Origin of the sequence: Pseudomonas sp. B3(2017) (assembly GCF_002113595.1) — a bacterium.
GTDB lineage: Bacteria > Pseudomonadota > Gammaproteobacteria > Pseudomonadales > Pseudomonadaceae > Aquipseudomonas > Aquipseudomonas ekonensis.
The window spans coordinates 269,626-295,633 of sequence record NZ_NEIU01000002.1; the positions used below are offsets into that span (position 1 = coordinate 269,626).

Consider the following 26,008-nt stretch of genomic DNA (forward strand, 5'->3'; position numbering starts at 1 on the left):
ATTCCAGTAGAATGCCGCGAACCCTCAGACCGCCGGCGCCTCTTGATGTCCACGATAGCAGACAACATTTTCAACGTCGGGTCGCGCATCCAGGCCGCGACCCAGGCCGCCGGACGCGGCGAAGACAGCGTCCGGCTGCTGGCCGTGAGCAAGACCAAACCCGCCCGGGCCCTGCGTGAAGCCTATGCCGCCGGCCTGCGGGACTTCGGCGAGAACTACCTGCAGGAAGCCCTGGGCAAGCAGCAGGAACTGGCCGACCTGCCCTTGATCTGGCACTTCATCGGCCCCATTCAGTCGAACAAGACCCGCTCGATCGCCGAGCACTTCGCCTGGGTGCACTCCGTGGACCGTCTGAAAATCGCCCAACGCCTGTCCGAGCAGCGCCCGGCCGACCTGCCGCCGCTGAACATCTGCATCCAGGTCAACGTCAGCGGCGAAGCCAGCAAGTCCGGCTGCGCCCCGGCCGACCTGCCCGCCCTGGCGCAGGCCATCAGCCAATTGCCGCGCCTGAAGCTGCGCGGGCTGATGGCGATCCCCGAGCCGACCGAAGACCGGGCCGCCCAGGACGCCGCCTTCGCCGCCGTGCAGCGCTTGCAGGCCAGCCTCGACCTGCCCCTCGACACCCTTTCCATGGGCATGAGCCACGACCTCGAGTCGGCCATCGCCCAGGGCGCCACCTGGGTCCGTATCGGCACCGCCCTGTTCGGCGCCCGCGACTACGGCCACATTTCTCAATAAGGACCTGACATGAGCGATACACGCATTGCCTTTATCGGTGCCGGCAACATGGCGGCCAGCCTGATCGGCGGCCTGCGGGCCAAGGGTCTGGAAGCGGGACGGATCCGCGCCAGCGATCCGGGCGAAGAGACCCGCGCCCGGGTCAGCGCCGAACACGGCATCGACACCTTCGCCGACAACGCCCAGGCCATCGACGGCGCCGACGTGGTGGTGCTGGCGGTCAAGCCCCAGGCCATGAAGGCCGTGTGCGAAGCGATCCGCCCGAGCCTCAAGCCGAACCAGCTGGTGGTGTCCATCGCCGCCGGCATCACCTGCGCCAGCATGACCGCCTGGCTCGGCGAGCAGCCGATCGTGCGCTGCATGCCCAACACCCCGGCGCTGCTGCGCCAGGGCGTGAGCGGCCTGTACGCCACCGCCGCCGTCAGCGCCGCGCAGCGCCAGCAGGCCGAAGAACTGCTGTCCGCCGTGGGCATCGCCCTGTGGCTGGAGCAGGAGCAGCAACTGGACGCCGTGACCGCCGTGTCCGGCTCGGGCCCGGCCTATTTCTTCCTGCTGATCGAAGCCATGACCGCCGCCGGCGTCAAGCTCGGCCTGCCGAAGGAAACCGCCGAGCGCCTGACCCTGCAGACCGCCCTGGGCGCCGCGCACATGGCCGTGTCCAGCGACGTCGACGCCGCCGAACTGCGCCGCCGCGTGACCTCGCCGGCCGGCACCACGGAAGCCGCCATCAAATCGTTCCAGGCCGACGGCTTCGAAGCCTTGGTGGAAAAGGCCCTCGGCGCCGCCGCGCACCGTTCGGCCGAAATGGCCGAGCAACTGGGCCGCTGATCAGCACTTCATAAGGAATCAACAATGCTTGGACTCAACGACGCTGCCATTTTCGTGATCCAGACCCTGGGCAGCCTGTACCTGCTGGTCGTCCTGATGCGCTTCATCCTGCAACTGGTGCGGGCGAACTTCTACAACCCGCTCTGCCAGTTCGTGGTCAAGGCCACCCAACCGCTGCTCAAGCCGCTGCGCCGGTTCATCCCGAGCCTGTTCGGCCTGGACATGTCGTCGCTGGTGCTGGCCCTCGTGGTGCAGATGCTGCTGTTCGCCGTGATCCTGTTGCTCAGCGGCTACAAGGTCGATGTGCTGTTCCTGGTGCCGTGGGCGCTGATCGGCATCTTCGCGCTGTTCCTGAAGATCCTGTTCTGGGCCATGATCATCAGCGTGGTGCTGTCCTGGGTCGCGCCGGGCAGCCACAACCCCGGCGCCGAGCTGGTGCAGCAGATCACGGAGCCGGTGCTCGCGCCGTTCCGCCGCCTGGTGCCGAACCTGGGCGGCCTGGACATCTCGCCGATCTTCGCCTTCATCGTCCTGCAACTGCTGCAGAGCTGGCTGATCCCGCGCCTGGCCTACTACGCCCTGATGCCGCGGGAACTGTTCGGCCTGATCTGATGGCCTGGTTCCGCTGGGACGGCGACGACCTGATCCTGGAGTGCCACCTGCAACCTGCAGCCCGCAGCGATGATTTCGCCGGGCTGCACGGCGACCGCCTGAAGATCCGCCTGACCGCGCCGCCGGTCGAAGGCAAGGCCAATGCCTATCTGATGGGATTCCTGGCCAAGGCGTTCGGGGTCTCCAAGAGCCAGGTCAGCCTGGTCGCCGGCGAGCTGAACCGGCAGAAGCGGGTGCGGGTGTGCTCGCCCAAGACATTGCCCGACTTGCCGGGGCTGGTGCGTCCGGCCTGACCCACCGCCCCGACAGCATCAGACCGAGATTCCTGTGGGAGCCCGCCTGTTGGCGATGGCGTCTGCGAAGGCGCCATCGCCAGCAGGCGGGCTCCCACCGTTTGAGCGGCACCACAATTGCGACGCAGGGTTTCACAACGCCCACCCAACGGGTGAAATCAGGCCCGACGGTTGCTTGCCGCTGACCCCACCGGTCTTTAGACTTACGCCTCATTTCAACGAGAGCAGGGTCGATGCCAGCTGCCTTTCCCCCCGATTCTGTTGGTCTGGTGACGCCGCAAACGGCGCACTTCAGCGAACCGCTGGCCCTGGCCTGCGGCCGTTCGCTGGCCGCCTACGACCTGATCTACGAAACCTACGGCACGCTGAACGCCCAAGCGAGCAACGCCGTGCTGATCTGCCACGCCCTGTCCGGCCACCATCACGCCGCCGGCTACCACAGCCCCGACGACCGCAAGCCCGGTTGGTGGGACAGCTGCATCGGGCCCGGCAAGCCGGTCGACACCAACAAATTCTTCGTGGTCAGCCTGAACAACCTCGGCGGCTGCAACGGCTCCACCGGCCCGAGCAGCGTCAACCCGGACACCGGCAAGCCGTTCGGCGCCGAGTTCCCGGTGCTCACCGTCGAAGACTGGGTGCACAGCCAGGCGCGCCTGGCCGACCGCCTCGGCATCACCCAGTGGGCGGCGGTGATCGGCGGCAGCCTCGGCGGCATGCAGGCGCTGCAATGGACCATCACCTACCCGGACCGTGTGCGCCACTGCCTGGCCATCGCCTCGGCGCCCAAGCTGTCGGCGCAGAACATCGCCTTCAACGAAGTGGCGCGCCAGGCGATCCTCACCGACCCGGAGTTCCACGGCGGCTCGTTCCAGGAACACGGCGTGATCCCCAAGCGCGGCCTGATGCTGGCGCGGATGGTCGGGCACATCACGTACCTGTCCGACGACTCCATGGGCGAGAAATTCGGCCGGGGCCTCAAGAGCGAGAAGCTCAACTACGACTTCCACAGCGTCGAATTCCAGGTCGAAAGCTACCTGCGCTATCAGGGCGAAGAGTTCTCCGGCCGCTTCGACGCCAACACCTACCTGTTGATGACCAAGGCGCTGGATTACTTCGATCCGGCGGCGAACTTCGACGATAACCTGGCGAAAACCTTCGAAGGCGCGAAGGCCAAGTTCTGCGTGATGTCGTTCACCACCGACTGGCGCTTCTCCCCGGCCCGCTCGCGGGAACTGGTGGACGCGCTGATGGCGGCGCGCAAGGACGTCAGCTACCTGGAGATCGACGCGCCCCAGGGCCACGACGCCTTCCTGATTCCGATCCCGCGCTATCTGCAGGCGTTCGGCAACTACATGAACCGCATCACGCTTTGAGGAAGACATGAGAGCCGATCTGGAAATCATCCAGGAATGGATCCCCGCCGGCAGCCGCGTGCTCGACCTCGGCTGCGGCGACGGCGAACTGCTGACCTGGCTGCGCGACCACAAGCAGGTCACCGGCTACGGTCTGGAAAACGACCCGGACAACATTGCCGAGTGCGTGGCCAAGGGCATCAACGTCATCGAGCAGGACCTGGACAAGGGCCTGGGCAACTTCGCCAGCAACAGCTTCGACATCGTGGTGATGACCCAGGCCCTGCAGGCGGTGCACTACCCGGACAAGATCCTCGACGAAATGCTGCGGGTCGGCCGCCAGTGCATCATCACCTTCCCCAACTTCGGCCACTGGCGCTGCCGCTGGTACCTGGCGAGCAAGGGGCGGATGCCGGTGTCGGAGTTCCTGCCGTACACCTGGTACAACACGCCGAACATCCACTTCTGCACCTTCGAGGACTTTGAGGAACTTTGCCGCGAACGTGAGGCGAAGGTCATTGATCGGCTTGCCGTGGATCAACAGCACCGCCACGGGTGGGCCAGTAAGCTATGGCCTAATCTGTTAGGTGAGATCGGCATCTACCGCGTCAGCAGCCCGGCGCTGCAGGATCACAGAATCGCGGTCTGAACCACGACATTGCGAGGAGAACGAACATGGGACGCCTGATTACCACGCTGTTGGCCGCCTGCCTGAGCCTCTCGGCCATGGCTGCCGACGTCATCAAGAGCGAACGCCAGGAAACCTTCGGCGACGTGACGGTGCACTACAACACCTTCAACTCGACGTTCCTGCAACCGGACATCGCCAAAGCTGCCGAGCTGATCCGCAGCAAGTATCAAGGCGTGATCAATGTCTCGGTAATCAAGGACGGCAAACCGCTGATCGCCCATGTCACCGGCACCGTCAAGGATCTGACCAGCCAGAGCGTGCCGCTGACCTTCCGCCAGATCACCGAACAGGGCGCGATCTACTACATTGCCCAATACCCGGTGGAACAACAGGAAACCCGCACCTTCGAGATCAAGGTGCAGACCGACGACAAGATCAACACCATCAATTTCAACCAAGAGCTTTTCCCTGGCCAATGATCAATCTCAAGCAACTCGTACTGGCCAGCCATAACGCCGGCAAACTCAAGGAACTCCAGGCCATGCTCGGCGAATCGGTGCAACTGCGCTCGATCGGCGAGTTCAGCAGCGTGGAGCCGGAAGAGACCGGCCTGTCGTTCGTCGAGAACGCGATCCTCAAGGCCCGTAATGCCGCGCGCATCTCCGGGCTGCCGGCGCTGGCCGACGATTCGGGTCTGGCGGTGGATTTCCTCGGTGGTGCGCCGGGCATCTACTCGGCGCGCTACGCCGACGGCAAGGGCGACGCGGCGAACAACGCCAAACTGCTCGACGCCTTGAAGGATGTGCCTGAAGCCGAGCGCGGCGCACAGTTCGTCTGCGTGCTGGCGCTGGTGCGTCACGCCGACGATCCGCTGCCGATCCTCTGCGAAGGCCTGTGGCAAGGGCGCATCCTGACCGCCGCCAGCGGTGAACACGGTTTCGGCTACGACCCGCTGTTCTGGGTGCCGGAGCGTAACGTGTCCAGCGCCGAACTGAGCCCGAGCGACAAGAACCAGATCAGCCACCGCGCCCGTGCAATGGATCTGCTGCGCCAGCGTCTGGGCTTGAAATGACCCGTGATTCTTCTGCGTCGCCACTGATCGTCGGTGGCGCCGCCTCTTCGCCTCGGGCGCCGTTGCCGACGCTGCCGCCCCTGGCGCTGTACATCCACATCCCGTGGTGTGTGCGCAAATGCCCGTATTGCGACTTCAACTCCCACACCGCCAGCCCGGTGCTGCCGGAACAGGAATACGTCGACGCGTTGCTTGCCGACCTGGATCAGGATCTGCACGCGGTGTACGGCCGTGAGTTGAGTTCGATCTTCTTTGGCGGCGGTACGCCGAGCCTGTTCAGTGCCGAAGCACTGGGCCGCTTGCTCGAAGGCGTCAAACAACGCATCCCGTTTGCCGAGGACATCGAAATCACCCTGGAAGCCAACCCCGGGACTTTCGAGCAAGAGAAGTTCGTCGCCTACCGCAAACTGGGGATCAATCGCCTGTCGATCGGTATCCAGAGCTTCCAGCAGGAAAAGCTCAAGGCCCTTGGCCGTATCCACAACGGTGACGAAGCGGTGCGTGCCGCCGGCATGGCGCGCCAGGCCGGGTTCGATAACTTCAACCTCGACCTGATGCACGGCTTGCCGGACCAGTCACTGGACGATGCCCTGAGCGATCTGCGCCAGGCCATCGAGCTGAAACCGACGCACATTTCCTGGTATCAACTGACGCTGGAGCCGAACACCGTGTTCTGGAACCAGCCGCCGGTGCTGCCGGAAGACGACACCCTGTGGGACATCCAGGAAGCCGGGCAGGCGCTGCTGGCCGAGCATGGCTACGCGCAGTACGAAGTCTCGGCCTACGCCCAGCCCGGCCGGGCGGCGCGGCACAACCTCAACTACTGGAGCTTCGGCGACTTCATCGGCATCGGCGCCGGCGCCCACGGCAAGCTCAGCCATCCGGACGGGCGCATCGTGCGTACCTGGAAAACCCGCCTGCCGAAGGACTACCTCAACCCGGCCAAAAGCTTTCAGGCCGGCGAGAAGGCCCTGACCGACGACGAAATGCCGTTCGAATTCCTGATGAACGCCCTGCGCCTGACCGCCGGCGTCGAATCGCGCCTGTACCCGGAACGCACCGGCCTGCCGCTGGAGACGCTGGCCGAAGGCCGCCGCGAAGCCGAACGAAGCGGCCTGCTGCAGGTCGAACCGTCACGTCTGGCGGCCACCGAGCGCGGACAACTCTTTCTCAACGACTTGCTGCAGACATTTCTGAGCTGATTTCAGCCCTAAGGAAACCCGCATGGATCTGATACTCGACCTGCTCGCCACCGTCTCCCGGTGGAGCCGCAGCAACCTTTCGGAAATCGCCCTGGCGCTGGTGGGTTGCCTGCTGGTGCTGTTCGGCGCCGACTTCAAGGGCTGGGTCGAGCAACGCCTGGGCAGCATCGCCGGCGCCTTGCGCGTCCCGCTGATGGCCCTGCTGTGCATGATCGGCAGCGGTGCGGCGCTGATCTACGCCACGCCGTGGGTCGTGAAGGGGCTGAGCCAGTTCAACAACTACAGCCTGGCGCCGGTGTTGCTGGTGGTGCTGGTGCTGATCGGCGTGGTCGCGGATCGCCGCTGATTTTGAGTACGCCATGAAAACTTGTGGGAGCTGGCTTGCCAGCGATGGGGGCGCAACAGTCGACGATGATGTTGAATGTTATGCCGTCATCGCTGGCAAGCCAGCTCCCACAGGTTTATCTACAGCCTGAATCAGGACTGCTTTTCGAACTTCAGGTCCCACACGCCATGCCCAAGACGTTCGCCGCGGCGTTCGAACTTGGTGATCGGACGTTCGGCCGGGCGTGGCACGCACTTGCCGTCTTCGGCGAGGTTGCGGTAGCCCGGGGCGACATTCATCACTTCCAGCATGTATTCGGCATACGGCTCCCAGTCGGTGGCCATGTGCAGAATGCCGCCGACCTTCAGCTTGCTGCGCACCAGCTCAGCGAAGGACGCCTGAACGATGCGGCGCTTGTGGTGACGGCTCTTGTGCCACGGATCCGGGAAGAACAGCATCAGGCGATCGAGGCTGTTGTCGGCCACGCAGCGGTTGAGCACTTCGATCGCATCGCAGTCGTAGACGCGGACGTTGCTCAGGCCTTGGGTCAGCACGCCGTTGAGCAACGCGCCGACACCCGGACGGTGAACCTCCACGCCGATGAAGTCCTGCTCCGGCGCCGCCGCCGCCATTTCCAGCAGCGAGTGGCCCATGCCGAAGCCGATCTCCAGCGAGCGCGGCGCCGAGCGGCCGAACACCTGATCGTAATCCACCGGCGCGTCGGCCAGCGGCAGCACGAACTTCGGCGCGCCCTGCTCCAGGCCGCGCTGCTGGCCTTCGGTCATGCGCCCGGCGCGCATCACGAAACTCTTGATGCGGCGGTGTTGGCGCTCGTCGCCTTCTTCCGTCTGGATTGGCGTGTCGTTCGATTCAGTCATCAATGGCTCTTACTTGATCAGACCATCCAGCGGCGAAGAGGCGCTGGCATAGAGTTTTTTCGGCATGCGGCCGGCGAGGTAGGCCAGGCGGCCCGCGACGATCGCGTGTTTCATGGCTTCGGCCATCATGACCGGCTGCTGGGCGTGGGCGATGGCCGAGTTCATCAGCACGGCGTCGCAGCCCAGTTCCATGGCGATGGCGGCGTCGGAAGCGGTGCCGACACCGGCATCCACCAGCACCGGGATGTTCGCCTCTTCCAGGATGATCTGCAGGTTGTACGGGTTGCAGATCCCCAGGCCCGAGCCGATCAGGCCGGCCAGCGGCATGACCGCGATGCAGCCGGTTTCCGCCAGCTGGCGGGCGACGATCGGGTCGTCGCTGGTGTAGACCATCACGTCGAAGCCTTCCTTGACCAGCGTTTCGGCGGCCTTGAGGGTTTCGATCACGTTGGGGAACAGGGTCTTCTGGTCCGCCAGCACTTCCAGTTTCACCAGGTTGTGGCCGTCGAGCAGCTCACGGGCCAGGCGGCAGGTGCGCACGGCCTCGACCGCGTCGTAGCAGCCGGCGGTGTTCGGCAGGAAGGTGTAGCGGTCCGGCGACAGCACGTCGAGCAGGTTCGGTTCGCCCTCGATCTGGCCGAGGTTGGTGCGACGCACGGCGAAGGTGACGATCTCGGCGCCCGAGGCCTCGATGGCCAGACGGGTCTCTTCCATGTCACGGTACTTGCCGGTGCCGACCAGCAAACGCGACTGGTAGGTACGACCGGCCAGAACGAAAGGCTTGTCGCTGCGAACGATGCTCATGGGAAATCCTCTTCAAAGGTGAGGGTCTTGCAGGATGGCCGGGCCACGGGGCCGGCGGGACTAGCCGCCGCCGATGGCGTGCACCACTTCGACATTGTCGCCGTCGTTGAGCGTGGTCTCGGCATGCTGGCTGCGCGGGACGATATCCAGATTGAGCTCGACCGCCACCCGGCGTCCGGTCAGTTCCAGACGGGTCAGCAGGGCCGCAACGGTCTCACCGTCGGGCAGTTCATAGGATTCGCCGTTCAACTGAATGCGCATGCGCGATGCCGCCATCATTTTTAGGGGCTGGCATTCTAGCCCGATCATGACCTAAAGGTCAGCACCAAGCGTCAAGCGGTCAGCGGCAAACGCCAGGCGGCCAGCCCCAGGCACACCCAGCCGACCAGGAAGGCCAGGCCGCCGAACGGGGTAATAATGCCGAGCTTGCCGATGCCGACGGTGGTCAACAGGTACAGGCTGCCGGAGAACAGCAGGATGCCGATGCTGAACGAGACACCGGCCCAGGCGACCAGACGCCCCGGCACCTGGGTGGCCAGCAGCGCCACGCCGAACAGCGCCAAGGCGTGAACCAGTTGATAGGTGACGCCGGTGTGGAAGATCGCCAGGTACTCGGGGGTCAGGCGGCTTTTCAGGCCGTGGGCGGCGAACGCGCCCAGGCCGACACCGGTGAAGCCGAAAAAAGCGGCCAGCATCAGAAAGCTACGCAGCATGAAGAACTCCAGTCAGACTCGGTCGGCAGGGTCTGTATAATGGCCCGCTCATCCGGTTCGGCCAAGCCATCTCTATGCTGCGTTCATTTTTCCGTCGCCTGTCGAAGGCGCTGCTCTGGTTCGCGGGCGGCAGTGTCTTGCTGGTCGTGCTGTTCCGCTTCGTGCCGCCGCCGGGCACGGCGCTGATGGTCGAACGCAAGGTCGAGTCCTGGGTCGACGGCGAGCCCATCGACCTGCAGCGCACCTGGAAACCGTGGGACGAGATCTCCGACGACCTCAAGGTGGCGGTGATCGCCGGGGAAGACCAGAAATTCCCCGAGCACTGGGGCTTCGACATCAGCGCGATCCGCGCGGCGCTGGCCCACAACGAACTGGGCGGCTCGATCCGCGGCGCCAGCACGCTGAGCCAGCAGGTCTCGAAGAACCTGTTCCTGTGGTCGGGCCGCAGCTACCTGCGCAAAGGGCTGGAGGCCTGGTTCACCGCGCTGATCGAAGTGCTCTGGCCCAAGCAGCGGATCCTTGAGGTGTACCTGAACAGTGCGGAGTGGGGCGACGGCGTGTTCGGCGCCGAGGCGGCGGCACGGCATCACTTCGGCACCGGCGCCCGCTCGCTGTCGCGCCAGCAGTCCAGCCTGCTCGCCGCCGTGCTGCCCAACCCGCGGGCCTGGAGCGCCAGCCGCCCGAGCCCGTACGTCCTGCGCCGGGCGAGCTGGATCCGCCAGCAGATGAACCAGTTGGGCGGAGACAGCTATCTGCTGGGCCTGAACGATTCGCGCCGGGCGCCCTGGACCCAGTAAGGCCGACATCGCCAGCAGGCTGGCTCCCACAGGATCCTGCGGCGAACACGGAGCTGCATACAGCTGCCCTCCCCCATGTGGGAGCCAGCCTGCTGGCGATGGCGTCAGCCCAATCACCGCAGGGCTTCACTGGACAGGGCCACAAACGAAAACGCCCCGATCATCGCTGATCGGGGCGTTTTCTTATGCCGGGCGGCCGGTCATGCGGCAATCGACGACTTGAGCTTGTTCATCGCGCTTTTCTCAAGCTGACGGATACGCTCGGCCGACACGTTGTACTTCTGCGCCAGGTCGTGCAGCGTGGCCTTTTCTTCCGCCAGCCAGCGCTGGTAGAGGATGTCACGGCTGCGTTCGTCCAGCACTTCCAGCGCTTCGTGCAGGTTGTGGTTGGAGTTGTCGCTCCAGTCGGCGTCTTCCAGTTGACGGGCCGGGTCGTACCGGTGGTCTTCCAGATAGTTGGCCGGCGACTGGAAAGCGCTGTCGTCGTCCGCTTCCGCGGCCGGGTCGAAGGCCATGTCGTGGCCGGTCAGACGGCTTTCCATCTCACGCACTTCCCGCGGCTCGACGCCGAGGCTTTCCGCCACACGGTGGACTTCCTCGTTGTTCAGCCAGGCCAGACGCTTCTTCTGGCTGCGCAGGTTGAAGAACAGCTTGCGCTGGGCCTTGGTGGTCGCGACCTTCACGATCCGCCAGTTGCGCAGGATGAACTCGTGGATCTCGGCCTTGATCCAGTGCACCGCGAAGGACACCAGACGAACGCCCATTTCCGGGTTGAAACGCTTCACGGCCTTCATCAGGCCGACGTTGCCTTCCTGGATCAGGTCGGCCTGAGCCAGACCGTAGCCGGAATAGCTGCGGGCAATGTGTACGACAAACCGCAGGTGGGCGAGCACCATCTGCCGAGCCGCCTCAAGATCCTGCTCATAGTAGAGACTCTCGGCCAGTTCACGCTCCCGCTCCGGCGACAGCAACGGAATGCTGTTGACGGTGTGCACATAGGCTTCCAGGTTCGCACCCGGAACCAACGCGTACGCAGGCTGCAAAGAATTGGTCATGCGAAAAAACCTCCCACTTACATACTCGTGCCATTGGCACTGCGAAAATTGACCGGGAACCGCTGAACAAGTTCCCCTTGAAACCGTGAGGTCAATCACGCGCAAAAAGATTCTACTTCGGCGCCAGCTCCCTGAGATGACGTGCGACTGCAATCCATGCACCGATATAACCCAACAGCACCGCGCCAAGCAAGAGCGACAGACCGTCGGCGACCGGCACGCCGGCCAGCGCGAAATCGCTGCCGTACAGGCCGGCCAGCCCGACCACCGCGTCGTTCAGCCAGTCCAGGCCGAACGCCAGGACACCCCAGGACAGAATCCCCGCACCGAAGCCGTACAACGCCCCCATATAAAGGAAGGGACGCCGCACATAGCTGTCGGTGCCGCCGACGAGTTTAATCACTTCTATCTCTGTGCGGCGGTTTTCGATATGAAGACGAATGGTATTGCCTATCACCAAAAGTAATGCGGAAACCAGCAGCACCGTCAGCCCGAACACGAAACGGTCGCCCAGCTTGAGGATGGCGGCCAGACGCTCGACCCAGACTAGATCAAGTTGCGCCTGCTGTACCTTGGGCAGTTCGGAAAGTGTTTGTCTCAATGCTTCCAGGTTCGCCTTGTCGACTTCCTTCGGCGTCACCAGCACCACGCCGGGCAGCGGGTTTTCCGGCAGCTCGCGCAGGGCCTCGCCCAGGCCGGACTGCTGCTGGAACTCTTCCAGCGCCTGGTCGCGGCCGACGTACTCGGCCTCGGCGACGCCCGGCATGCCTTTGATCCGGTCACGCAGCGACTCGCCCTGCTCCGGGCTGGCGTCGAGCTGCAGGTACAGCGAAATCTGCGCCGCCCGCTGCCACGAGCCGCCCAGGCGTTCGATGTTGTTCAGCAGAAGCGACAGGCCCATCGGCAGGCTCAGCGCCACCGCCATCACCATGCAGGTGAAGAAGCTGCCGATCGGCTGCTTGCCGAGGCGGCGCAGGCTGTCGACCCAGCTGGCCCGGTGGCTTTCGAGCCAAGCGCGGAACAGCGTGGCGAAATCCGGGCCGTCATCGTCATGGCTGGCCTTTTTCTTCGGCGGCTGCGGATCGGCGGCCTTGGGGGCCACCCGTTCGGAAACCTTCGGACTGCGAGTCGCGCTCATACGCCGGCCTCCCCGTCGCCGATCAATCGGCCGCGCTGCAAGGTGAGCATGCGGTGACGCATGCGGGCGATCAGGGCCAGGTCGTGGCTGGCGATCAGCACGCTGGTGCCCAGACGGTTGATGTCTTCGAACACGCCCATGATCTCGGCCGCCAGGCGCGGATCGAGGTTACCGGTGGGTTCGTCCGCCAGCAGCAGGGCCGGACGGTGAACGATGGCGCGGGCGATGCCCACGCGCTGTTGCTGACCGGTGGAGAGGTCGCCCGGGTACAGGTCGGCCTTGTCCGACAGCGCCACGCGCTCCAGCGCCGAGTCGACGCGCTTGGCGGTCTCGGCCTTGGACAGCCCGAGAATTTGCAGCGGCAGCGCGACGTTGTTGAACACCGTGCGGTCGAACAGCAGCTGGTGGTTCTGGAAGACCACGCCGATCTGCCGGCGCAGGAACGGGATCTGCGCGTTGCTGATGGTGCTCAGGTCTTGCCCGGCCAACAGCAGCTTGCCGCTGGTGGGACGCTCCATCGCCAGCAGCAGGCGCAGCAAGGTGGATTTGCCGGCGCCGGAATGGCCGGTGACAAACAGGAATTCGCCACGGCGGACACGGAAGCTCAGCTCATGCAGGCCGACGTGACCGTTCGGGTAGCGCTTGCCGACCTGTTCGAATCGAATCATGAACGCTCCCGCTCGGCAAACAAGGCCTGGACAAAGGGTTCGGCTTCAAAGGTGCGCAGGTCGTCGATGCCCTCACCGACGCCGATGTAGCGGATCGGCAGGCCGAACTGCTTGGCCAGGGCGAAGATCACCCCGCCCTTGGCGGTGCCGTCGAGCTTGGTCAGGGCCAGGCCAGTCAATGCGACGGTCTGGTTGAACTGCTTGGCCTGGTTGATGGCGTTCTGGCCGGTGCCGGCGTCGAGCACCAGCAGCACTTCGTGCGGCGCGTCGGCGTCGAGCTTGCCGATCACCCGGCGAACCTTCTTCAGCTCTTCCATCAGGTTGTCTTTGGTGTGCAGGCGACCGGCCGTGTCGGCGATCAGCACGTCGATGCCCCGGGCCTTGGCGGCCTGCACGGCGTCGAAGATCACCGAGGCCGAGTCGGCGCCGGTGTGCTGGGCGATCACCGGGATCCGGTTGCGCTCGCCCCAGACCTGCAGCTGCTCCACCGCTGCGGCACGGAAGGTGTCGCCGGCGGCCAGCATGACCTTCTTGCCTTCCAGCTGCAGCTTCTTGGCCAGCTTGCCGATGGTGGTGGTCTTGCCGGCGCCGTTCACGCCGACCACGAGGATCACGTACGGTTTGGCCTGCGAGGCGATCTTCAGCGGCTGCTCGACCGGTTTGAGCATCGCGGCCAGTTCGGCCTGCAGGGATTTGTACAACGCGTCGGCGTCGGCCAGCTCCTTGCGGGCGACCTTCTGGGTCAGGCGCTGAATGATCACCGAGGTGGCCTCGACGCCGACGTCGGCGGTCAGCAGGCGGGTCTCGATCTCGTCGAGCAGGTCGTCATCGATGGCTTTCTTGCCGAGGAACAGGCTGGCCATGCCCTCGCCGATGCTGGCGCTGGTCTTGGACAGGCCTTGCTTGAGGCGGGCGAAGAAACCGGCCTTGGCTTCTTCGGTGCGCGGCGGTTCGGCCGGCGCTTCGACGGCCGCGACAGCGACCGGCGCCACGGCAACCGGTGCAGGTGCAGGTGCAGGTGCAGGTGCAGGTGCAGGTGCAGGTGCAGGTGCAGGCTCGGGCGTTTCGACGGCCGGCGCAACCGGCGCGGCTACGTGAGGCGCTACGGGAGGGGCTACGTAAGGGGTTGCGGGAGGAACGACGGGAGCGGCCGGCTCGGCCACCACCGGCACCTCAGGAACGACCGGCGCCGCCACCGGCTCTGGGGCGAAAGCGGCAGGCGCCGCTGGGATCGGCGGCGTCACGTGGGCCACGGTCTCTTCGACCAGCGCCACCGGCTCTTCCGCCACGGGCAGGGTCAGCCAGGGCTCTTTGGCCGGGGCCAACGGCAGCTCAGGGGCAGCAGCAGGTTCAGGCGCGGCTTGGGCCGACGGCTGCGGCACTGGCTGCGATAGGGGCTCGGCGACCGGCGGGACAACCGGCGTCTCTGGCGCTACGGGTGCCGGGGCCGGCTCAGGCGCGGCCGCCGGCTGTTCGGCCGCCGGCTTCTTGCGCAGCCATCCGAACAGGCTTTTCTTCTCGCCAGCGGCAGCTGGGTTCTTCTTGTCGTCGTTGGAACCAAACATGGAGGACGGCTATCTCACGGTAGCGACGCGCCATCAGGCGCCCCGGCAATTGAATATTCGATGCAGAACAGACTGTGTTTGATCCAGCTTGTTCACGCGCAACCTGTTGTCGAGGCGCCCGCGGCACCTCAAAAGAATCGTCTTAACGAAGGACTAAACCGGCAAAATCGGCGAAAAGGCAAAGTTTAGCTGAGAAACCAAAGCCTTTTGCCGCGAACCCATACAGCCCGAACAAGTCTGCGGACCCGATAGGCGTGGCCGCCGGTAAAACGGATCAGTATCCTAGCACCTCCTCGCCCGCCTAGGCTAAGGCCAAGCGGGCAGCACAACAGGTTTGAAAATCAATGAACGCTCTCGCCCGCCGCGCCGCCGGCCTGCTGCTCGGCACCGTCTGCCTGCCCTTGTCGGCCCTGGCGGCCGACCCGCAACCGACCCATGAATTCACCCTCGACAACGGCCTGAAGGTCGTCGTGCGCGAAGACCACCGCGCCCCCGTGGTGGTGTCGCAGGTCTGGTACAAGGTCGGCTCCAGCTACGAGACTCCGGGCCAGACCGGCCTGTCCCACGCCCTCGAACACATGATGTTCAAGGGCAGCGAGAAAATCGGCCCCGGCGAAGCCTCGCTGATCCTGCGCGACCTGGGTGCCGAAGAGAACGCCTTCACCAGCGACGACTTCACCGCGTACTACCAGGTGCTGGCCCGCGACCGCCTGGGCGTGGCCTTCGAGCTGGAAGCCGACCGCATGGCCAGCCTGCGCCTGCCGCCGGAGGAGTTCGCCAAGGAGATCGAGGTCATCAAGGAGGAGCGCCGCCTGCGCACCGACGACAAGCCGATGTCCAAGGCCTTCGAACGCTTCAAGGCCATGGCCTACCCGGCCAGCGGCTACCACACGCCGACCATCGGCTGGATGGCCGACCTCGACCGGATGACGGTCCAGGAGCTGCGCCACTGGTACGAATCCTGGTACGTGCCGAACAACGCCACCCTGGTGGTGGTCGGCGACGTCACCCCGGACGAGGTGAAGACCCTCGCCCAGCGCTACTTCGGCCCGATCCCCAAGCGTGATGTGCCGCCGGCGAAGAAGCCGCTGGAGCTGGCCGAACCCGGCGAACGCCAGATCACCCTGCATGTGCAGACGCAACTGCCCAGCCTGATGCTCGCCTTCAACGTGCCGAGCCTCTCCACCGCCGACGACAAGCGCTCGGTCAATGCCCTGCGCCTGATCTCGGCCCTGCTCGACGGCGGCTACAGCGGGCGCATCCCGACCCAGCTGGAGCGCGGCGAAGAGCTGGTGTCCGGCGGCGCGTCGAACTACGACGCCTACACCCGCGGCGACAGCCTGTTCACCCTGTCCGCCACGCCCAACACCCAGAAGAAAAAGACCATGGCCCAGGCCGAGGCCGGCCTGTGGAAACTGCTGGAACAGTTGAAGACCACCGCGCCGTCCGCCGAAGAACTGGAGCGGGTGCGCGCCCAAGTGATCGCCGGCCTGGTGTTCGAGCGCGACTCGATCACCAGCCAAGCCAGCGCCATCGGCCAGCTGGAGACCGTCGGCCTGTCGTGGAAACTGATGGACACCGAACTCGCCGACCTGGAAAGCGTCACCCCGCAAGACATCCAGAACGCCGCCAAACTGTATTTCACCCGCGAACGTCTCAGCGTCGCCCATGTCCTGCCCCTGGAGACGACTCATGAGTGAGCGCAAAACCCCACGCCTGATGCTCGGCCTGCTCGCCGCGGCGCTGATCGGCGCCAGCGCGCTGTACTTCGCCCCCGGCGACAAGTCCGGCGCCAGCGAAGCGCTGGACAACGCCAAGTCCAGCCAGAAACTCCAGTCGCTGGCCGAACTGGACGGCAAGGCCCCGGCCAGCCGCAAGCTCGACGTGCAGACCTGGCACACCGCCGAAGGCGCCCGGGTGCTGTTCGTCGAGGCCCGCGAGCTGCCGATGTTCGACATGCGCCTGATCTTCTCCGCCGGCAGCAGCCAGGACGGCAACGCGCCGGGCCTGGCCGTGCTGACCAACGCCATGCTCAACGAAGGCGTGGCCGGCAAGGACGTCAGCGCCATCGCCCAGGGCTTTGAAGGCCTGGGCGCGGACTTCGGCAACGGCGCCTACAAGGACATGGCCATCGCCTCGCTGCGCAGCCTGAGCGCGGCGGACAAGCGCGAGCCGGCGCTCAAGCTGTTCTGCGACGTGGTGGGCAAGCCGACCTTCCCCGCCGACTCCTTCGCCCGCATCAAGAACCAGCTGCTCGCCGGCTTCGAATACCAGAAGCAAAGCCCCGGCAAGCTCGCCAGCCTGGAACTGATGAAGCGCCTGTACGGCGATCATCCGTATGCCCACGCCAGCGACGGCGATGCCCAGAGCGTGCCGAAGATCACCCTGGCGCAGCTGCGCGACTTCCACGCCAAGGCCTACGCCGCCGGCAACGCAGTGATCGCCCTGGTGGGCGACCTGTCGCGCAGCGAGGCCGAGGCCATCGCCAACCAGGTGTCCGCCGCCCTGCCCAAGGGCCCGGCGCTGGCGAAGATCGCCCCGCCGCAGGAGCCCAAGGCCAGCGTCGGCCACATCGAGTTCCCGTCCAAGCAGACCAACCTGATGCTCGCGCAGCTGGGCATCGACCGTGACGACCCGGACTACGCGGCGCTGTCGATGGGCAACCAGATCCTGGGCGGCGGCGGTTTCGGCACCCGGCTGATGAGCGAAGTGCGCGAGAAGCGCGGCCTGACCTACGGCGTGTACTCGGCGTTCAGCCCGATGCAGGCCCGGGGCCCGTTCATGATCAACCTGCAGACCCGCGCCGAGATGAGCGAGGGCACCCTTAAACTGGTGCAGGACGTGCTGGCCGACTACCTCAAGAGCGGCCCGACCCAAAAAGAGCTCGACGACGCCAAGCGCGAACTGGCCGGCAGCTTCCCGCTGTCCACCGCCAGCAACGCCGACATCGTCGGCCAGCTCGGCGCCATGGGCTTCTACAACCTGCCGCTGAGCTACCTGGACGATTTCATGCGCCAGTCCCAGAGCCTGACGGTCGAGCAGGTCAAGGATGCGATGAACAAACACCTGAGCACGGACAAGCTGGTCATCGTCAGCGCTGGCCCGACCGTGCCGCAAAAGCCGTTACCGGCCCCATCTGACAAACCCGCCGAGCAGCCGCTCGGGGTTCCGGAGCATTAATGGCCCAGCAGAAGAAATCCCCCCAGCGCCAACACAACGGCGTGAACCAGCTGCGCATCATCGGCGGCGAATGGCGCAGCCGCAAACTGAGCTTCCCCGACGTCGAAGGCCTGCGCCCGACGCCGGACCGGGTGCGCGAGACCCTGTTCAACTGGCTCATGCCGTACGTGCCGGGGGCCAAGGTGCTCGACCCGTTCGCCGGCAGCGGCGCGCTGTTCCTTGAGGCCCTGTCCCGTGGCGCGGCCATGGGCCAGGCGCTGGACGCCAGCCATGTCGCGGTGTCCAGCCTCAAGGAGCACCTGGGCACCCTGCGCTGCACCACCGGCCAGGTGCAGACCGCCGACGCGCTGCGCTACCTGGAGACCCAGCCGGCCCGCGCGTTCGACCTGGTGTTCCTCGACCCGCCGTTCAACCAGAACCTGCTGCCGGCGGTGTGCGCCCTGCTGGAGGAACGGCAGTGGCTGGCCGCCGATGCGTGGATCTACACTGAAAGCGAAAGCGCGCCGTCGACCCTCGGCCTGCCGGGCAACTGGCGCCTGCACCGCGAACAGAAGTCCGGGCAGGTGCATTACGCGCTGTGGCAGCGCATGGCCCCGGTCGCCGGCTGACAACGCACTGAACACCCTGTGGCGAGGGTGCTTGCTCCGTCGCCACAACAGGGTTTGCCCCAACGCCGCATCGAGAATCGTCGTGTCCGCCTCACCTGAACCGTTCACCCCCGCCTTCGGCCTCGGCAATCCGCACCTGCAGACACTGTGGGGGCCGCTGTGGCGCAAGACCGTGCACCTTGACCGCCAGCGCGAACGGCTGTGGCTCGACGACGGCGACTTCCTCGACCTCGACTGGCACGGCCCCCACAGCGCCGAGGCGCCGCTGGTGCTGGTGCTGCACGGGCTGACCGGCTCGTCCAACTCGCCGTACGTCGCCGGGATCCAGGCGGCCCTCGCCGCGCAGGGCTGGGCCAGCGTCGCGCTGAACTGGCGGGGCTGCTCGGGCGAGCCGAACCTGTTGGCGCGCAGCTACCATTCCGGCGCCAGCGAAGACCTGGCCGAAGCCATCCGCCACCTGAAGGCCAAGCGGCCCTTGGCGCCTCTGTATGCGGTCGGCTACTCCCTGGGCGGCAACGTCCTGCTCAAGCACCTGGGGGAGACCGGCAGCGCCAGCGGCGTGCTCGGTGCGGTGGCGGTGTCGGTGCCGTTTCGCCTCGACCAGTGCGCCGACCGCATCGGCCAAGGCTTCTCCAAGGTCTACCAGGCGCACTTCATGCGCGAGATGGTCGCCTACATCAAGAACAAGCAGCGCCGGTTCCAGCACGACGGCCGCGAAGACGGCCTGGCGACGCTGGCGGCCTTAGGCTCGCTGGAGAACATGCGCACCTTCTGGGACTTCGACGGCCGGGTGACCGCGCCGCTGAACGGTTTTGCCGACGCCGAGGACTACTACCGCCGCGCCTCCAGCCGTTACTTCCTCGGCGAGATCCGCACCCCGACCCTGATCATCCAGGCGGCGGACGACCCCTTCGTGTTCCCCCACAGTCTGCCGCAGGCCGCCGAGCTGTCCGCCTCGACCCGTTTCGAACTGCAGGCCCGGGGCGGCCATGTCGGTTTCGTCGACGGCACGCTGCGCCAGCCCGGCTATTACCTGGAACGGCGCATCCCGCAGTGGCTGACCGCGGCCGGGCGCGGTTGACGGCATGAGCGGCCCGGGCGAATCGATCCGTTTCTGGCAGACCGAGCCGCTGGCCGGGATCGAGCTGCTGTCGGCGCGCTACATCGACCAGCGCTTCGCGCCCCATGTCCACGACGGCTACGTGATCGGCATGATCATGGCCGGCGCCCAGCGCTACCGCTACCGCGGCGCCGAACACCTGGCGGGCAGCGGCACCCTGGTGCTGATCAACCCGGACGAGCTGCACACCGGCCACAAGGGCACCGACGACGGCTGGCTGTACCGGGCGTTCTATCCCGACACCGGCAAGATCCTGTCACTGCTGGAAGAGCTCGAACTGCCGACCGCGCCGCTGCCGGCCTTCGGGGCGACGCTGTACCGCGACCCGGACCTGGTCGCCGGTTTCTGCCAGTTGCATCGCCTGCTGGAAAGCCCGGCCACTGCGCTGCAGCAGCAAACGGCATGGCGCGAGCTGATGCTGCAGCTCTTGCAACGACATGCGGCAGTGCCGGTCGCAGGCAATCCGGGCAAGGAACATCGGGCGGTGGTCCGCGCCAAGGAGCTGCTGCACGCGCAACTGGCGGCGCCGCCTTCACTGGAGGAGTTGGCGGCGGCGGTGAACCTGTCGCCCTTCCACTTCGCCCGGGTGTTCCGCCGCGCCACCGGCATGCCGCCCCACACCTGGCTGATGCAGCAACGGATCGCCCGCGCCCGGGGCTTGCTGCAAGGCGGCTGCTTGCCGGTGGAGGTCGCCGCGCAACTGGGCTTTGCCGACCAGAGCCATCTGAGCCGGCAGTTCAAGCAGGTCTATGGCGTGGGGCCGGCGGCGTACCGCAGCGCACGGCATTCGCTGGCGCGCTGAAACGCACCTTGCCGCCTCGCCTTGAGCGGTATGTCAGTCAGTGCAGTGCTGCCTGACCGGACGCCATCGCCAGCAGGCTGGCTCCCACAGGGTCTGCGGCGAACAAGGAGTTGCATTCAACCGCAATCCTCTGTTGGAGCCAGCCTGCTGGCGATGGCGCCAGTCAAGGCGCCGCCGGTCACTCGCCGGTGGCGATGCCCCGGGCCGGGTCGTTGATCCATTCGCTCCAGGAACCGGCATACAGCTCGGCCAACGGATAGCCGGCCAGGCACAAGGCGAACAGGTTATGGCACGCCGTCACCCCGGAGCCGCAGTAGGCCACCAGTTCGCCCGGTGAGCGGTCGCCGAGCAGCGCCGCGAAGCGCTGCTTGAGCCGGTCGGCCGGCAGGAACCTGCCGTCGCTGCCCAGATTGTCGGTGAACGCCGCGCATTGCGCGCCGGGGATGTGGCCGGCGACCGGATCGATCGGCTCCACCTCGCCCTTGAAGCGCGGCAGGGCCCGGGCGTCGAGCAGGGTCAGGCCGCTCTGGCCCAGGCGCTGCTGCAGTTGCGCGGCGCTTAGCAGCAAGCGCAGGTCCGGCTGGCCGCTGAAGCTGCCGCGGAACGTCGACGGCGGATCCAGGCTCAGCGGCAACCCGGCGGCGTGCCAGGCCTTGAGCCCGCCGTCGAGGATGAACACGCCGTCGCGCTTGCCCAGCCACGCCAGCAGCCACCAGGCCCGCGCCGCGTAGGCGCCGGGGCCGTCGTCGTAGAGCACGACGTCACTGCCGGCATCGATGCCGAACGCTTGCAGGCGCTCCACCAGCGCCGCCGGCTCCGGCAGCGGATGGCGACCGGTCACGCCCTTGACCACCGGGCCGCTGAGGTCGCGCTCAAGGTCGGCGAAATGCGCCCCGGCGATGTGCCCCTCGGCGTAGCTGCGCTGGCCGTAGTCCGGATCCTCCAGGGCAAAGCGGCAATCGAGGATCACCAGTCCCGGCTGATCCTTGCGGGCATCCAGCGCTTGAGGGCTGATCAGTTGCGCAATCGGCATAGCGGACGACTCCTTGTTCAAAAGAAGGGGTTACGGCGTTTCTTCGAGGGCCTGGGCCAGCGGCACGTAGAACTCGTCGAACAGGGCGTTGACTTCGTCGCGCGCCTGCTCGGTGACGAACCCAGCCTCCAGCACCAGCACCTGGTACACGCCGCGTTTGACGGCCTGTTCGCTCAGGTGCTTGGCGTTCTCGCGGGTGGTGCACAGGAACCGCACCCAAGAGGTGAGGATGATCCAGGCATTGAGGGTCAGGGATTCGATCTGCACCCGGTCCATCTTCAGGATCCCGGCGGCGACGAACCCCTCGTAGATGGCCGTGCCCTGGATCACGCAGCGCTGGGAAAAGCGCCGGTAGCGCGCCGCCAGGTCGGGATCGCTGTCGAGCAAGTGTTCCAGGTCGCGGTGCAGGAACCGGTAGCGCCACATCGCCGACAGCAGCTCCTTGAGGTAGTAGCGCTTGTCCTCGACCGTGGCCGGGCGCCCCTGGGGCGGGCGCAGGAAGCTGTCCACCAGGGTTTCGTACTCACTGAACAGCACGGCGATGATCGCCTGCTTGTTGGGGAAGTGGTAGTACAGGTTGCCCGGAGAGATCTCCATGTGGGCGGCGATGTGGTTGGTGCTGATGCTGCGCTCGCCCTGCTGATTGAACAGCTCAAGGCTGTTCTGCACGATGCGCTCGCTGGTTTTGATCCGTGGGGCCATGGCTTGAGCTTTAATTCAGAGTGCGTTGAGGGGCATCTTACGACCTATCCGGAACGGGATAAAACCTTGCCGCGCCAGGAAGTGAATTGACTTTCTAGAGCATAGACTCTAAAAAGTTCCTCACGACAACAAAACCGGAGCCGACAATGACTGCCGATATCGCCTACCTGCAATCGCTGCAACAGCCGCTGGAAGAGCTCAACCGGCTGTTCGACGCGCAACGGGCCGCCTACGCCGCCAACCCGATGCCACCCGCCGCCCAGCGCCAGCAATGGCTCAAGGCCCTGCGCGACCTGCTCAGCGATGAACGGCAGGCGTTGGTCGACGCGATCAGCTCCGACTTCAGCCACCGCAGCGCCGACGAAACCCTGATCGCCGAGCTGATGCCCAGCCTGCACGGCATCCACTACGCCAGCCGTCACCTCAAGGGCTGGATGAAACCGTCGCGGCGCAAGGTCGGCCTCGCCTTCCAGCCGGCCTCGGCCAAGGTCGTGTACCAGCCGCTGGGCGTGGTCGGCGTGATCGTGCCGTGGAACTACCCGCTGTTCCTGGCCATCGGCCCGCTGACCGGCGCGCTCGCGGCGGGCAACCGGGTGATGCTCAAGCTCAGCGAATCGACCCCGGCCACCGGCCTGCTGCTCAAGGCCCTGCTGGCGCGGATCTTCCCCGAAGACCTGGTGTGCGTGGTGCTCGGCGAGTCGGACGTCGGCGTCGCGTTCTCGAAACTGCGTTTCGACCACCTGCTGTTCACCGGCGCCACCAGCATCGGCAAGCACGTGATGCGCGCGGCGGCGGAAAACCTCACGCCGGTGACCCTGGAGCTGGGCGGCAAGTCCCCGGCCATCGTGTCCCGTGACGTGCCGCTCAAGGACGCCGCCGAACGCATCGCCTTCGGCAAGATGATCAACGCCGGCCAGACCTGCGTCGCTCCGGACTACGTGCTGGTGCCGGAAGACCGGGTCGGCGCCTTCGTCGAAGCCTACCGCCAGGTCGCGCACCGGTTCTACCCGACCCTGGCCGACAACCCGGACTACACCGCGATCATCAACGAGCGCCAGTTGGCTCGGCTCAACGGCTACCTCAGCGACGCCACCGGCAAGGGCGCGCTGCTGATTCCGCTGTTCGAGCAGGGCCAGGGCCGGCGCATGCCCCACAGCCTGCTGCTGAACGTCAGCGACGACATGACCGTGATGCAGGACGAGATCTTCGGCCCGCTGCTGCCGATCGTGCCGTACCGGGATGTGGAACAGGCATTCTCCTACATCAACCGGCGACCCCGTCCTCTGGCCCTTTACTACTTCGGCTACGACAAGCGCGAACAGGAACGCGTGCTGCACGAGACCCACTCCGGCGGCGTCTGCCTCAACGACACGCTGCTGCATGTGGCCCAGGACGACATGCCGTTCGGCGGCATCGGCCCGTCCGGCATGGGCCACTACCATGGGCACGAGGGGTTCCTGACGTTCAGCAAGGCCAAGGGCGTGCTGGTCAAGCAGCGCTTCAACGCCGCGAAGCTGATCTACCCGCCCTACGGCACAGCGATCCAGAAACTGATCCAGAAACTGTTCATTCGCTGACCACCGTCACCGCCGGGTAATAACAACAATGCACCCAAGCCTGACCGAAACACCTGCGCTGTCGCGCCGCGGCCTGCTGAAGTTCAGCCTCGGCGCCACGGCGTTCCTCGCCACCGCCGGCCTGGGCGCCAGCCTCAGCGGCTGTTCGTCCAGCGTGCCGGCCAGCGGCTATGCCGCGCTGCGCAGCAACGACCTGCCGTTCTTGCGCGCCCTGATCCCGGTGATGCTCGACGGCGCCGTAGCCGCCGACAAAATGGCCGCCGCCGTCGAGGGCACCCTACAGTCACTCGACCACGGCCTCGACCATCTCTCGCCGGAAATGCTCAAGCTCAGCCGGCAACTGTTCGACGTGCTGGGCATGGCCGTGACCCGGGGCCCGCTGACCGGGATCTGGGGCAGTTGGGAAAACGCCGAACCGGATGCCGTCCAGCACTTCCTCGAACGCTGGCGGAACAGCTCGCTGAGCCTGCTGCGCATGGGCCACAGCTCCTTGCTGCAGATGGTGATGATGGCCTGGTACAAGCGCGCCGAGTCCTGGGCCCATTGCGGCTATCCCGGCCCGCCCTCTGTCTGAACCGCGTCGCCATCGTCGAACCCTGCCGTCCGGCAGTCAACAATAAGAGAGCCTGAACATGCCCGTACCCGACCCGTTCCGCGAAGGCCTCGCCCGCGGCTGGAAGACCCACAACGGCGCGCAGCTGACCGACGACCTGACGCTGGAAGCCGACGTGGCGATCATCGGCAGCGGCGCCGGCGGCGGCACCACTGCGGAAATCCTCAGCGCCGCCGGCCTCAAGGTACTGCTGATCGAAGAGGGGCCGCTCAAGACCAGCAGCGACTTCAAGCTGCTGGAGGACCAGGCCTACAGCAGCCTCTACCAGGAAGGCATCGGCCGCCTGAGCAAGGACGGCGCGATCACCATCCTTCAGGGCCGGGCGGTGGGCGGCACCACGCTGGTCAACTGGACGTCGAGCTTCCGCACCCCGGAGCCGACCCTGGAGCACTGGGCCAAGGAGCACAACGTCAAGGGCCACAGCCCCGCCGAGATGGCGCCGTGGTTCGAGAAAATGGAGCAGCGCCTCGGCATCGCCCCGTGGCTGGTGCCGCCCAACGCCAACAATGACGTGATCCGCAAGGGCTGCGAGGCGCTCGGCTACAGCTGGCACGTGATCCCGCGCAACGTGCGCGGCTGCTGGAACCTGGGCTACTGCGGCATGGGCTGCCCGACCAACGCCAAGCAGTCGATGATGGTCACGACCATTCCCGCGTCCCTGGAAAAGGGGGCAGAACTGCTGTACCTGGCCCGGGCGGAAAAACTGCTGATGAGCGGCGACAAGGTCACCGGCCTGCAATGCGTGGCGATGGACGAACGCTGCGTGGCGCCGACCGGGCGCACGGTCACGGTCAAGGCGCGGCACTACGTGCTGGCCGGCGGCGGCATCAACAGCCCGGCGCTGCTGATGCGCTCGCAGGCGCCGGATCCGCACGGGCGCCTGGGCCAGCGCACGTTCCTGCACCTGGTGAACATGTCCGCCGGGCGCTTCGACGAGGTGATCAACCCGTTCTACGGCGCGCCGCAGTCGATCTACTCCGACCATTTCCAGTGGAAGGACGGCACCACCGGCCCCATGGGCTACAAGCTCGAAGTGCCGCCGCTGCACCCGGCGCTGGCCGCGACCCTGCTCGGCGGCTTCGGCCGGGACAACGCGCAGCACATGGCCGACCTGCCGAAGACCCACGCGATGCTCGCCCTGCTGCGCGACGGCTTCCACCCGGACAGCCCCGGCGGCACGGTCGAGCTGCGCGGCGACGGCTCGCCGGTGCTCGACTACCCGGTTTCGCCCCACACCTGGGAAGGCCTGCGCCGGGCGTTCCACAGCATGGCCGAGATCCAGTTCGCCGGCGGCGCCAAGGCCGTGATGCCGATGCACGCCGATGCGCGCTACGTGGACAGCCTGGCCGAGGCCCGCGCAATGATCGACGGCCTGGACCTTGCGCTGTACCGCACGCGCCTGGGCAGCGCCCATGTCATGGGCGGCTGCGCGATGGGCGAAGACCCGAAGACCGCCGTCGCCGACAGCCTCGGCCGGCATCACCAGCTGGGCAACCTGTCGATCCACGACGGTTCGCTGTTCCCCACCAGCATCGGCGCCAACCCGCAGCTGTCGGTGTACGGCCTGACCGCGCAACTGGCGACGGCCCTGGCCGAACGGCTGAAGAACCCATGAAAGGGCGCCGTTTCCCCGACGTCTATAGTGCTTTCTTACCCAACAGGCGACTTGGCCGACCGGGACGGCTGCGATACCATCCGACTC

29 protein-coding genes are annotated in these 26,008 nt (G+C 66.1%); 19 read left to right on the forward strand and 10 right to left on the reverse strand.

Annotation, left to right across the window (positions count from 1 at the left end):
- The first annotated feature begins 45 nt into the window (after positions 1–45).
- From CAG33_RS03825 to CAG33_RS03870, 10 genes are all read left to right on the forward strand, one after another.
- A complete protein-coding gene (locus CAG33_RS03825; RefSeq protein ID WP_085580848.1) occupies positions 46–738 on the forward strand; it encodes a YggS family pyridoxal phosphate-dependent enzyme in 693 nt (230 codons plus the stop codon).
- Positions 739–747: 9 nt separating this feature from the next.
- Positions 748–1,566: a pyrroline-5-carboxylate reductase gene (gene proC, locus CAG33_RS03830; RefSeq protein ID WP_085580850.1), complete on the forward strand. Its 819-nt coding sequence runs from the start codon at positions 748–750 to the stop codon at positions 1,564–1,566.
- A 24-nt stretch (positions 1,567–1,590) separates the two neighbouring features.
- Positions 1,591–2,178, forward strand: coding sequence for a YggT family protein (locus CAG33_RS03835; RefSeq protein WP_085630048.1), 588 nt, complete (start codon positions 1,591–1,593; stop codon positions 2,176–2,178).
- On the forward strand, positions 2,178–2,471 hold the full coding sequence (locus CAG33_RS03840) for a DUF167 domain-containing protein (RefSeq protein WP_085580854.1): 294 nt from the start codon (positions 2,178–2,180) through the stop codon (positions 2,469–2,471). Before CAG33_RS03835 ends, CAG33_RS03840 begins: the two co-directional genes overlap by 1 nt.
- 233 nt (positions 2,472–2,704) lie before the next feature.
- Complete coding sequence (locus CAG33_RS03845) at positions 2,705–3,844, forward strand: homoserine O-acetyltransferase (protein ID WP_085580857.1); 1,140 nt, start codon at positions 2,705–2,707, stop codon at positions 3,842–3,844.
- A gap of 7 nt (positions 3,845–3,851) precedes the next feature.
- Positions 3,852–4,472, forward strand: coding sequence for a methionine biosynthesis protein MetW (gene metW, locus CAG33_RS03850; RefSeq protein ID WP_085580859.1), 621 nt, complete (start codon positions 3,852–3,854; stop codon positions 4,470–4,472).
- Between the two features lie 26 nt (positions 4,473–4,498).
- Entirely contained in the window at positions 4,499–4,933 is a 435-nt protein-coding gene (locus CAG33_RS03855) for a DUF4426 domain-containing protein (RefSeq protein WP_085637010.1), read from the forward strand.
- Complete coding sequence (gene rdgB / locus CAG33_RS03860; protein ID WP_085637013.1) at positions 4,930–5,526, forward strand: RdgB/HAM1 family non-canonical purine NTP pyrophosphatase; 597 nt, start codon at positions 4,930–4,932, stop codon at positions 5,524–5,526. The genes CAG33_RS03855 and rdgB overlap by 4 nt, the downstream gene beginning before the upstream one ends.
- Positions 5,523–6,728, forward strand: coding sequence for a radical SAM family heme chaperone HemW (gene hemW / locus CAG33_RS03865; protein ID WP_085637016.1), 1,206 nt, complete (start codon positions 5,523–5,525; stop codon positions 6,726–6,728). The genes rdgB and hemW overlap by 4 nt, the downstream gene beginning before the upstream one ends.
- 22 nt (positions 6,729–6,750) lie before the next feature.
- Positions 6,751–7,074, forward strand: a complete 324-nt coding sequence (locus CAG33_RS03870; RefSeq protein ID WP_011336381.1) for a DUF3392 domain-containing protein — start codon at positions 6,751–6,753, stop codon at positions 7,072–7,074.
- A gap of 131 nt (positions 7,075–7,205) precedes the next feature.
- On the opposite strand, the gene trmB is transcribed toward CAG33_RS03870, so the two are convergent.
- The 4 genes from trmB to CAG33_RS03890 form a co-directional block, all read right to left on the reverse strand.
- Positions 7,206–7,931, reverse strand: a complete 726-nt coding sequence (gene trmB, locus CAG33_RS03875; protein WP_085580866.1) for a tRNA (guanosine(46)-N7)-methyltransferase TrmB — start codon at positions 7,929–7,931, stop codon at positions 7,206–7,208.
- 9 nt (positions 7,932–7,940) lie between these two features.
- Entirely contained in the window at positions 7,941–8,735 is a 795-nt protein-coding gene (locus CAG33_RS03880; RefSeq protein WP_085630052.1) for a thiazole synthase, read from the reverse strand.
- A 60-nt stretch (positions 8,736–8,795) separates the two neighbouring features.
- Positions 8,796–8,996 (reverse strand): sulfur carrier protein ThiS, encoded by a 201-nt coding sequence (gene thiS / locus CAG33_RS03885; protein WP_170929948.1) that lies wholly within the window; start codon positions 8,994–8,996, stop codon positions 8,796–8,798.
- A gap of 71 nt (positions 8,997–9,067) precedes the next feature.
- Complete coding sequence (locus CAG33_RS03890) at positions 9,068–9,448, reverse strand: DUF423 domain-containing protein (RefSeq protein ID WP_085580870.1); 381 nt, start codon at positions 9,446–9,448, stop codon at positions 9,068–9,070.
- A 74-nt stretch (positions 9,449–9,522) separates the two neighbouring features.
- Between CAG33_RS03890 and mtgA the strand changes: the two genes are divergently transcribed.
- Positions 9,523–10,245 carry a monofunctional biosynthetic peptidoglycan transglycosylase gene (gene mtgA / locus CAG33_RS03895; protein ID WP_085580872.1) on the forward strand — a complete coding sequence of 241 codons (723 nt, stop codon included), beginning with the start codon at positions 9,523–9,525 and terminating at the stop codon, positions 10,243–10,245.
- 200 nt (positions 10,246–10,445) lie between these two features.
- On the opposite strand, the gene rpoH is transcribed toward mtgA, so the two are convergent.
- The 4 genes from rpoH to ftsY all read right to left on the reverse strand — a co-directional run bounded on the left by rpoH (position 10,446) and on the right by ftsY (position 14,671).
- The gene (gene rpoH, locus CAG33_RS03900) at positions 10,446–11,300 is read right to left on the reverse strand and encodes an RNA polymerase sigma factor RpoH (RefSeq protein WP_085580874.1); all 855 of its coding nucleotides are present in this window, start codon (positions 11,298–11,300) and stop codon (positions 10,446–10,448) included.
- A gap of 112 nt (positions 11,301–11,412) precedes the next feature.
- The gene (gene ftsX, locus CAG33_RS03905; protein ID WP_085630054.1) at positions 11,413–12,438 is read right to left on the reverse strand and encodes a permease-like cell division protein FtsX; all 1,026 of its coding nucleotides are present in this window, start codon (positions 12,436–12,438) and stop codon (positions 11,413–11,415) included.
- Positions 12,435–13,106 carry a cell division ATP-binding protein FtsE gene (ftsE, locus tag CAG33_RS03910; protein ID WP_085580878.1) on the reverse strand — a complete coding sequence of 224 codons (672 nt, stop codon included), beginning with the start codon at positions 13,104–13,106 and terminating at the stop codon, positions 12,435–12,437. The genes ftsX and ftsE overlap by 4 nt, the downstream gene beginning before the upstream one ends.
- Entirely contained in the window at positions 13,103–14,671 is a 1,569-nt protein-coding gene (gene ftsY, locus CAG33_RS03915) for a signal recognition particle-docking protein FtsY (RefSeq protein ID WP_085637019.1), read from the reverse strand. Before ftsY ends, ftsE begins: the two co-directional genes overlap by 4 nt.
- 344 nt (positions 14,672–15,015) lie before the next feature.
- Here ftsY and CAG33_RS03920 point away from each other — a divergent pair, with 344 nt between their 5' ends.
- From CAG33_RS03920 to CAG33_RS03940, 5 genes are all read left to right on the forward strand, one after another.
- Positions 15,016–16,371 (forward strand): pitrilysin family protein, encoded by a 1,356-nt coding sequence (locus CAG33_RS03920; RefSeq protein ID WP_085580882.1) that lies wholly within the window; start codon positions 15,016–15,018, stop codon positions 16,369–16,371.
- A complete protein-coding gene (locus CAG33_RS03925) occupies positions 16,364–17,851 on the forward strand; it encodes a pitrilysin family protein (RefSeq protein WP_085580884.1) in 1,488 nt (495 codons plus the stop codon). Before CAG33_RS03920 ends, CAG33_RS03925 begins: the two co-directional genes overlap by 8 nt.
- The gene (gene rsmD / locus CAG33_RS03930; protein ID WP_085637022.1) at positions 17,851–18,459 is read left to right on the forward strand and encodes a 16S rRNA (guanine(966)-N(2))-methyltransferase RsmD; all 609 of its coding nucleotides are present in this window, start codon (positions 17,851–17,853) and stop codon (positions 18,457–18,459) included. Before CAG33_RS03925 ends, rsmD begins: the two co-directional genes overlap by 1 nt.
- Before the next feature lie 82 nt (positions 18,460–18,541).
- Entirely contained in the window at positions 18,542–19,540 is a 999-nt protein-coding gene (locus CAG33_RS03935; protein WP_085580888.1) for a hydrolase, read from the forward strand.
- 4 nt (positions 19,541–19,544) lie between these two features.
- Positions 19,545–20,381: an AraC family transcriptional regulator gene (locus CAG33_RS03940; RefSeq protein WP_085630062.1), complete on the forward strand. Its 837-nt coding sequence runs from the start codon at positions 19,545–19,547 to the stop codon at positions 20,379–20,381.
- Positions 20,382–20,559: 178 nt separating this feature from the next.
- Here CAG33_RS03940 and CAG33_RS03945 read toward each other — a convergent pair whose 3' ends face one another.
- Positions 20,560–21,414, reverse strand: a complete 855-nt coding sequence (locus CAG33_RS03945) for a sulfurtransferase (protein WP_085637025.1) — start codon at positions 21,412–21,414, stop codon at positions 20,560–20,562.
- 30 nt (positions 21,415–21,444) lie between these two features.
- Positions 21,445–22,116 (reverse strand): TetR/AcrR family transcriptional regulator, encoded by a 672-nt coding sequence (locus CAG33_RS03950; protein ID WP_085580894.1) that lies wholly within the window; start codon positions 22,114–22,116, stop codon positions 21,445–21,447.
- A gap of 146 nt (positions 22,117–22,262) precedes the next feature.
- Between CAG33_RS03950 and CAG33_RS03955 the strand changes: the two genes are divergently transcribed.
- The 3 genes from CAG33_RS03955 to CAG33_RS03965 are packed head-to-tail and all read left to right on the forward strand — an operon-like array spanning position 22,263 to position 25,921.
- Positions 22,263–23,693, forward strand: a complete 1,431-nt coding sequence (locus CAG33_RS03955; protein WP_085637028.1) for a coniferyl aldehyde dehydrogenase — start codon at positions 22,263–22,265, stop codon at positions 23,691–23,693.
- Between the two features lie 28 nt (positions 23,694–23,721).
- Complete coding sequence (locus CAG33_RS03960; protein WP_085637031.1) at positions 23,722–24,267, forward strand: twin-arginine translocation pathway signal protein; 546 nt, start codon at positions 23,722–23,724, stop codon at positions 24,265–24,267.
- A gap of 58 nt (positions 24,268–24,325) precedes the next feature.
- Entirely contained in the window at positions 24,326–25,921 is a 1,596-nt protein-coding gene (locus CAG33_RS03965) for a GMC family oxidoreductase (RefSeq protein WP_085630068.1), read from the forward strand.
- Positions 25,922–26,008 lie beyond the last annotated feature (87 nt).

Excerpts from the sequence above, each read along its gene's own strand:
- CAG33_RS03825 (WP_085580848.1), top strand. The coding sequence starts at position 46 with ATGTCCACGATAGCAGACAACATTTTCAACGTCGGGTCGCGCATCCAG.
- proC (WP_085580850.1), top strand. The coding sequence starts at position 748 with ATGAGCGATACACGCATTGCCTTTATCGGTGCCGGCAACATGGCGGCC.
- CAG33_RS03835 (WP_085630048.1), top strand. The coding sequence starts at position 1,591 with ATGCTTGGACTCAACGACGCTGCCATTTTCGTGATCCAGACCCTGGGC.
- CAG33_RS03840 (WP_085580854.1), top strand. The coding sequence starts at position 2,178 with ATGGCCTGGTTCCGCTGGGACGGCGACGACCTGATCCTGGAGTGCCAC.
- CAG33_RS03845 (WP_085580857.1), top strand. The coding sequence starts at position 2,705 with ATGCCAGCTGCCTTTCCCCCCGATTCTGTTGGTCTGGTGACGCCGCAA.
- metW (WP_085580859.1), top strand. The coding sequence starts at position 3,852 with ATGAGAGCCGATCTGGAAATCATCCAGGAATGGATCCCCGCCGGCAGC.
- CAG33_RS03855 (WP_085637010.1), top strand. The coding sequence starts at position 4,499 with ATGGGACGCCTGATTACCACGCTGTTGGCCGCCTGCCTGAGCCTCTCG.
- rdgB (WP_085637013.1), top strand. The coding sequence starts at position 4,930 with ATGATCAATCTCAAGCAACTCGTACTGGCCAGCCATAACGCCGGCAAA.
- hemW (WP_085637016.1), top strand. The coding sequence starts at position 5,523 with ATGACCCGTGATTCTTCTGCGTCGCCACTGATCGTCGGTGGCGCCGCC.
- CAG33_RS03870 (WP_011336381.1), top strand. The coding sequence starts at position 6,751 with ATGGATCTGATACTCGACCTGCTCGCCACCGTCTCCCGGTGGAGCCGC.
- trmB (WP_085580866.1), bottom strand. The coding sequence starts at position 7,931 with ATGACTGAATCGAACGACACGCCAATCCAGACGGAAGAAGGCGACGAG.
- CAG33_RS03880 (WP_085630052.1), bottom strand. The coding sequence starts at position 8,735 with ATGAGCATCGTTCGCAGCGACAAGCCTTTCGTTCTGGCCGGTCGTACC.
- thiS (WP_170929948.1), bottom strand. The coding sequence starts at position 8,996 with ATGCGCATTCAGTTGAACGGCGAATCCTATGAACTGCCCGACGGTGAG.
- CAG33_RS03890 (WP_085580870.1), bottom strand. The coding sequence starts at position 9,448 with ATGCTGCGTAGCTTTCTGATGCTGGCCGCTTTTTTCGGCTTCACCGGT.
- mtgA (WP_085580872.1), top strand. The coding sequence starts at position 9,523 with ATGCTGCGTTCATTTTTCCGTCGCCTGTCGAAGGCGCTGCTCTGGTTC.
- rpoH (WP_085580874.1), bottom strand. The coding sequence starts at position 11,300 with ATGACCAATTCTTTGCAGCCTGCGTACGCGTTGGTTCCGGGTGCGAAC.
- ftsX (WP_085630054.1), bottom strand. The coding sequence starts at position 12,438 with ATGAGCGCGACTCGCAGTCCGAAGGTTTCCGAACGGGTGGCCCCCAAG.
- ftsE (WP_085580878.1), bottom strand. The coding sequence starts at position 13,106 with ATGATTCGATTCGAACAGGTCGGCAAGCGCTACCCGAACGGTCACGTC.
- ftsY (WP_085637019.1), bottom strand. The coding sequence starts at position 14,671 with ATGTTTGGTTCCAACGACGACAAGAAGAACCCAGCTGCCGCTGGCGAG.
- CAG33_RS03920 (WP_085580882.1), top strand. The coding sequence starts at position 15,016 with ATGAACGCTCTCGCCCGCCGCGCCGCCGGCCTGCTGCTCGGCACCGTC.
- CAG33_RS03925 (WP_085580884.1), top strand. The coding sequence starts at position 16,364 with ATGAGTGAGCGCAAAACCCCACGCCTGATGCTCGGCCTGCTCGCCGCG.
- rsmD (WP_085637022.1), top strand. The coding sequence starts at position 17,851 with ATGGCCCAGCAGAAGAAATCCCCCCAGCGCCAACACAACGGCGTGAAC.
- CAG33_RS03940 (WP_085630062.1), top strand. The coding sequence starts at position 19,545 with ATGAGCGGCCCGGGCGAATCGATCCGTTTCTGGCAGACCGAGCCGCTG.
- CAG33_RS03945 (WP_085637025.1), bottom strand. The coding sequence starts at position 21,414 with ATGCCGATTGCGCAACTGATCAGCCCTCAAGCGCTGGATGCCCGCAAG.
- CAG33_RS03950 (WP_085580894.1), bottom strand. The coding sequence starts at position 22,116 with ATGGCCCCACGGATCAAAACCAGCGAGCGCATCGTGCAGAACAGCCTT.
- CAG33_RS03955 (WP_085637028.1), top strand. The coding sequence starts at position 22,263 with ATGACTGCCGATATCGCCTACCTGCAATCGCTGCAACAGCCGCTGGAA.
- CAG33_RS03960 (WP_085637031.1), top strand. The coding sequence starts at position 23,722 with ATGCACCCAAGCCTGACCGAAACACCTGCGCTGTCGCGCCGCGGCCTG.
- CAG33_RS03965 (WP_085630068.1), top strand. The coding sequence starts at position 24,326 with ATGCCCGTACCCGACCCGTTCCGCGAAGGCCTCGCCCGCGGCTGGAAG.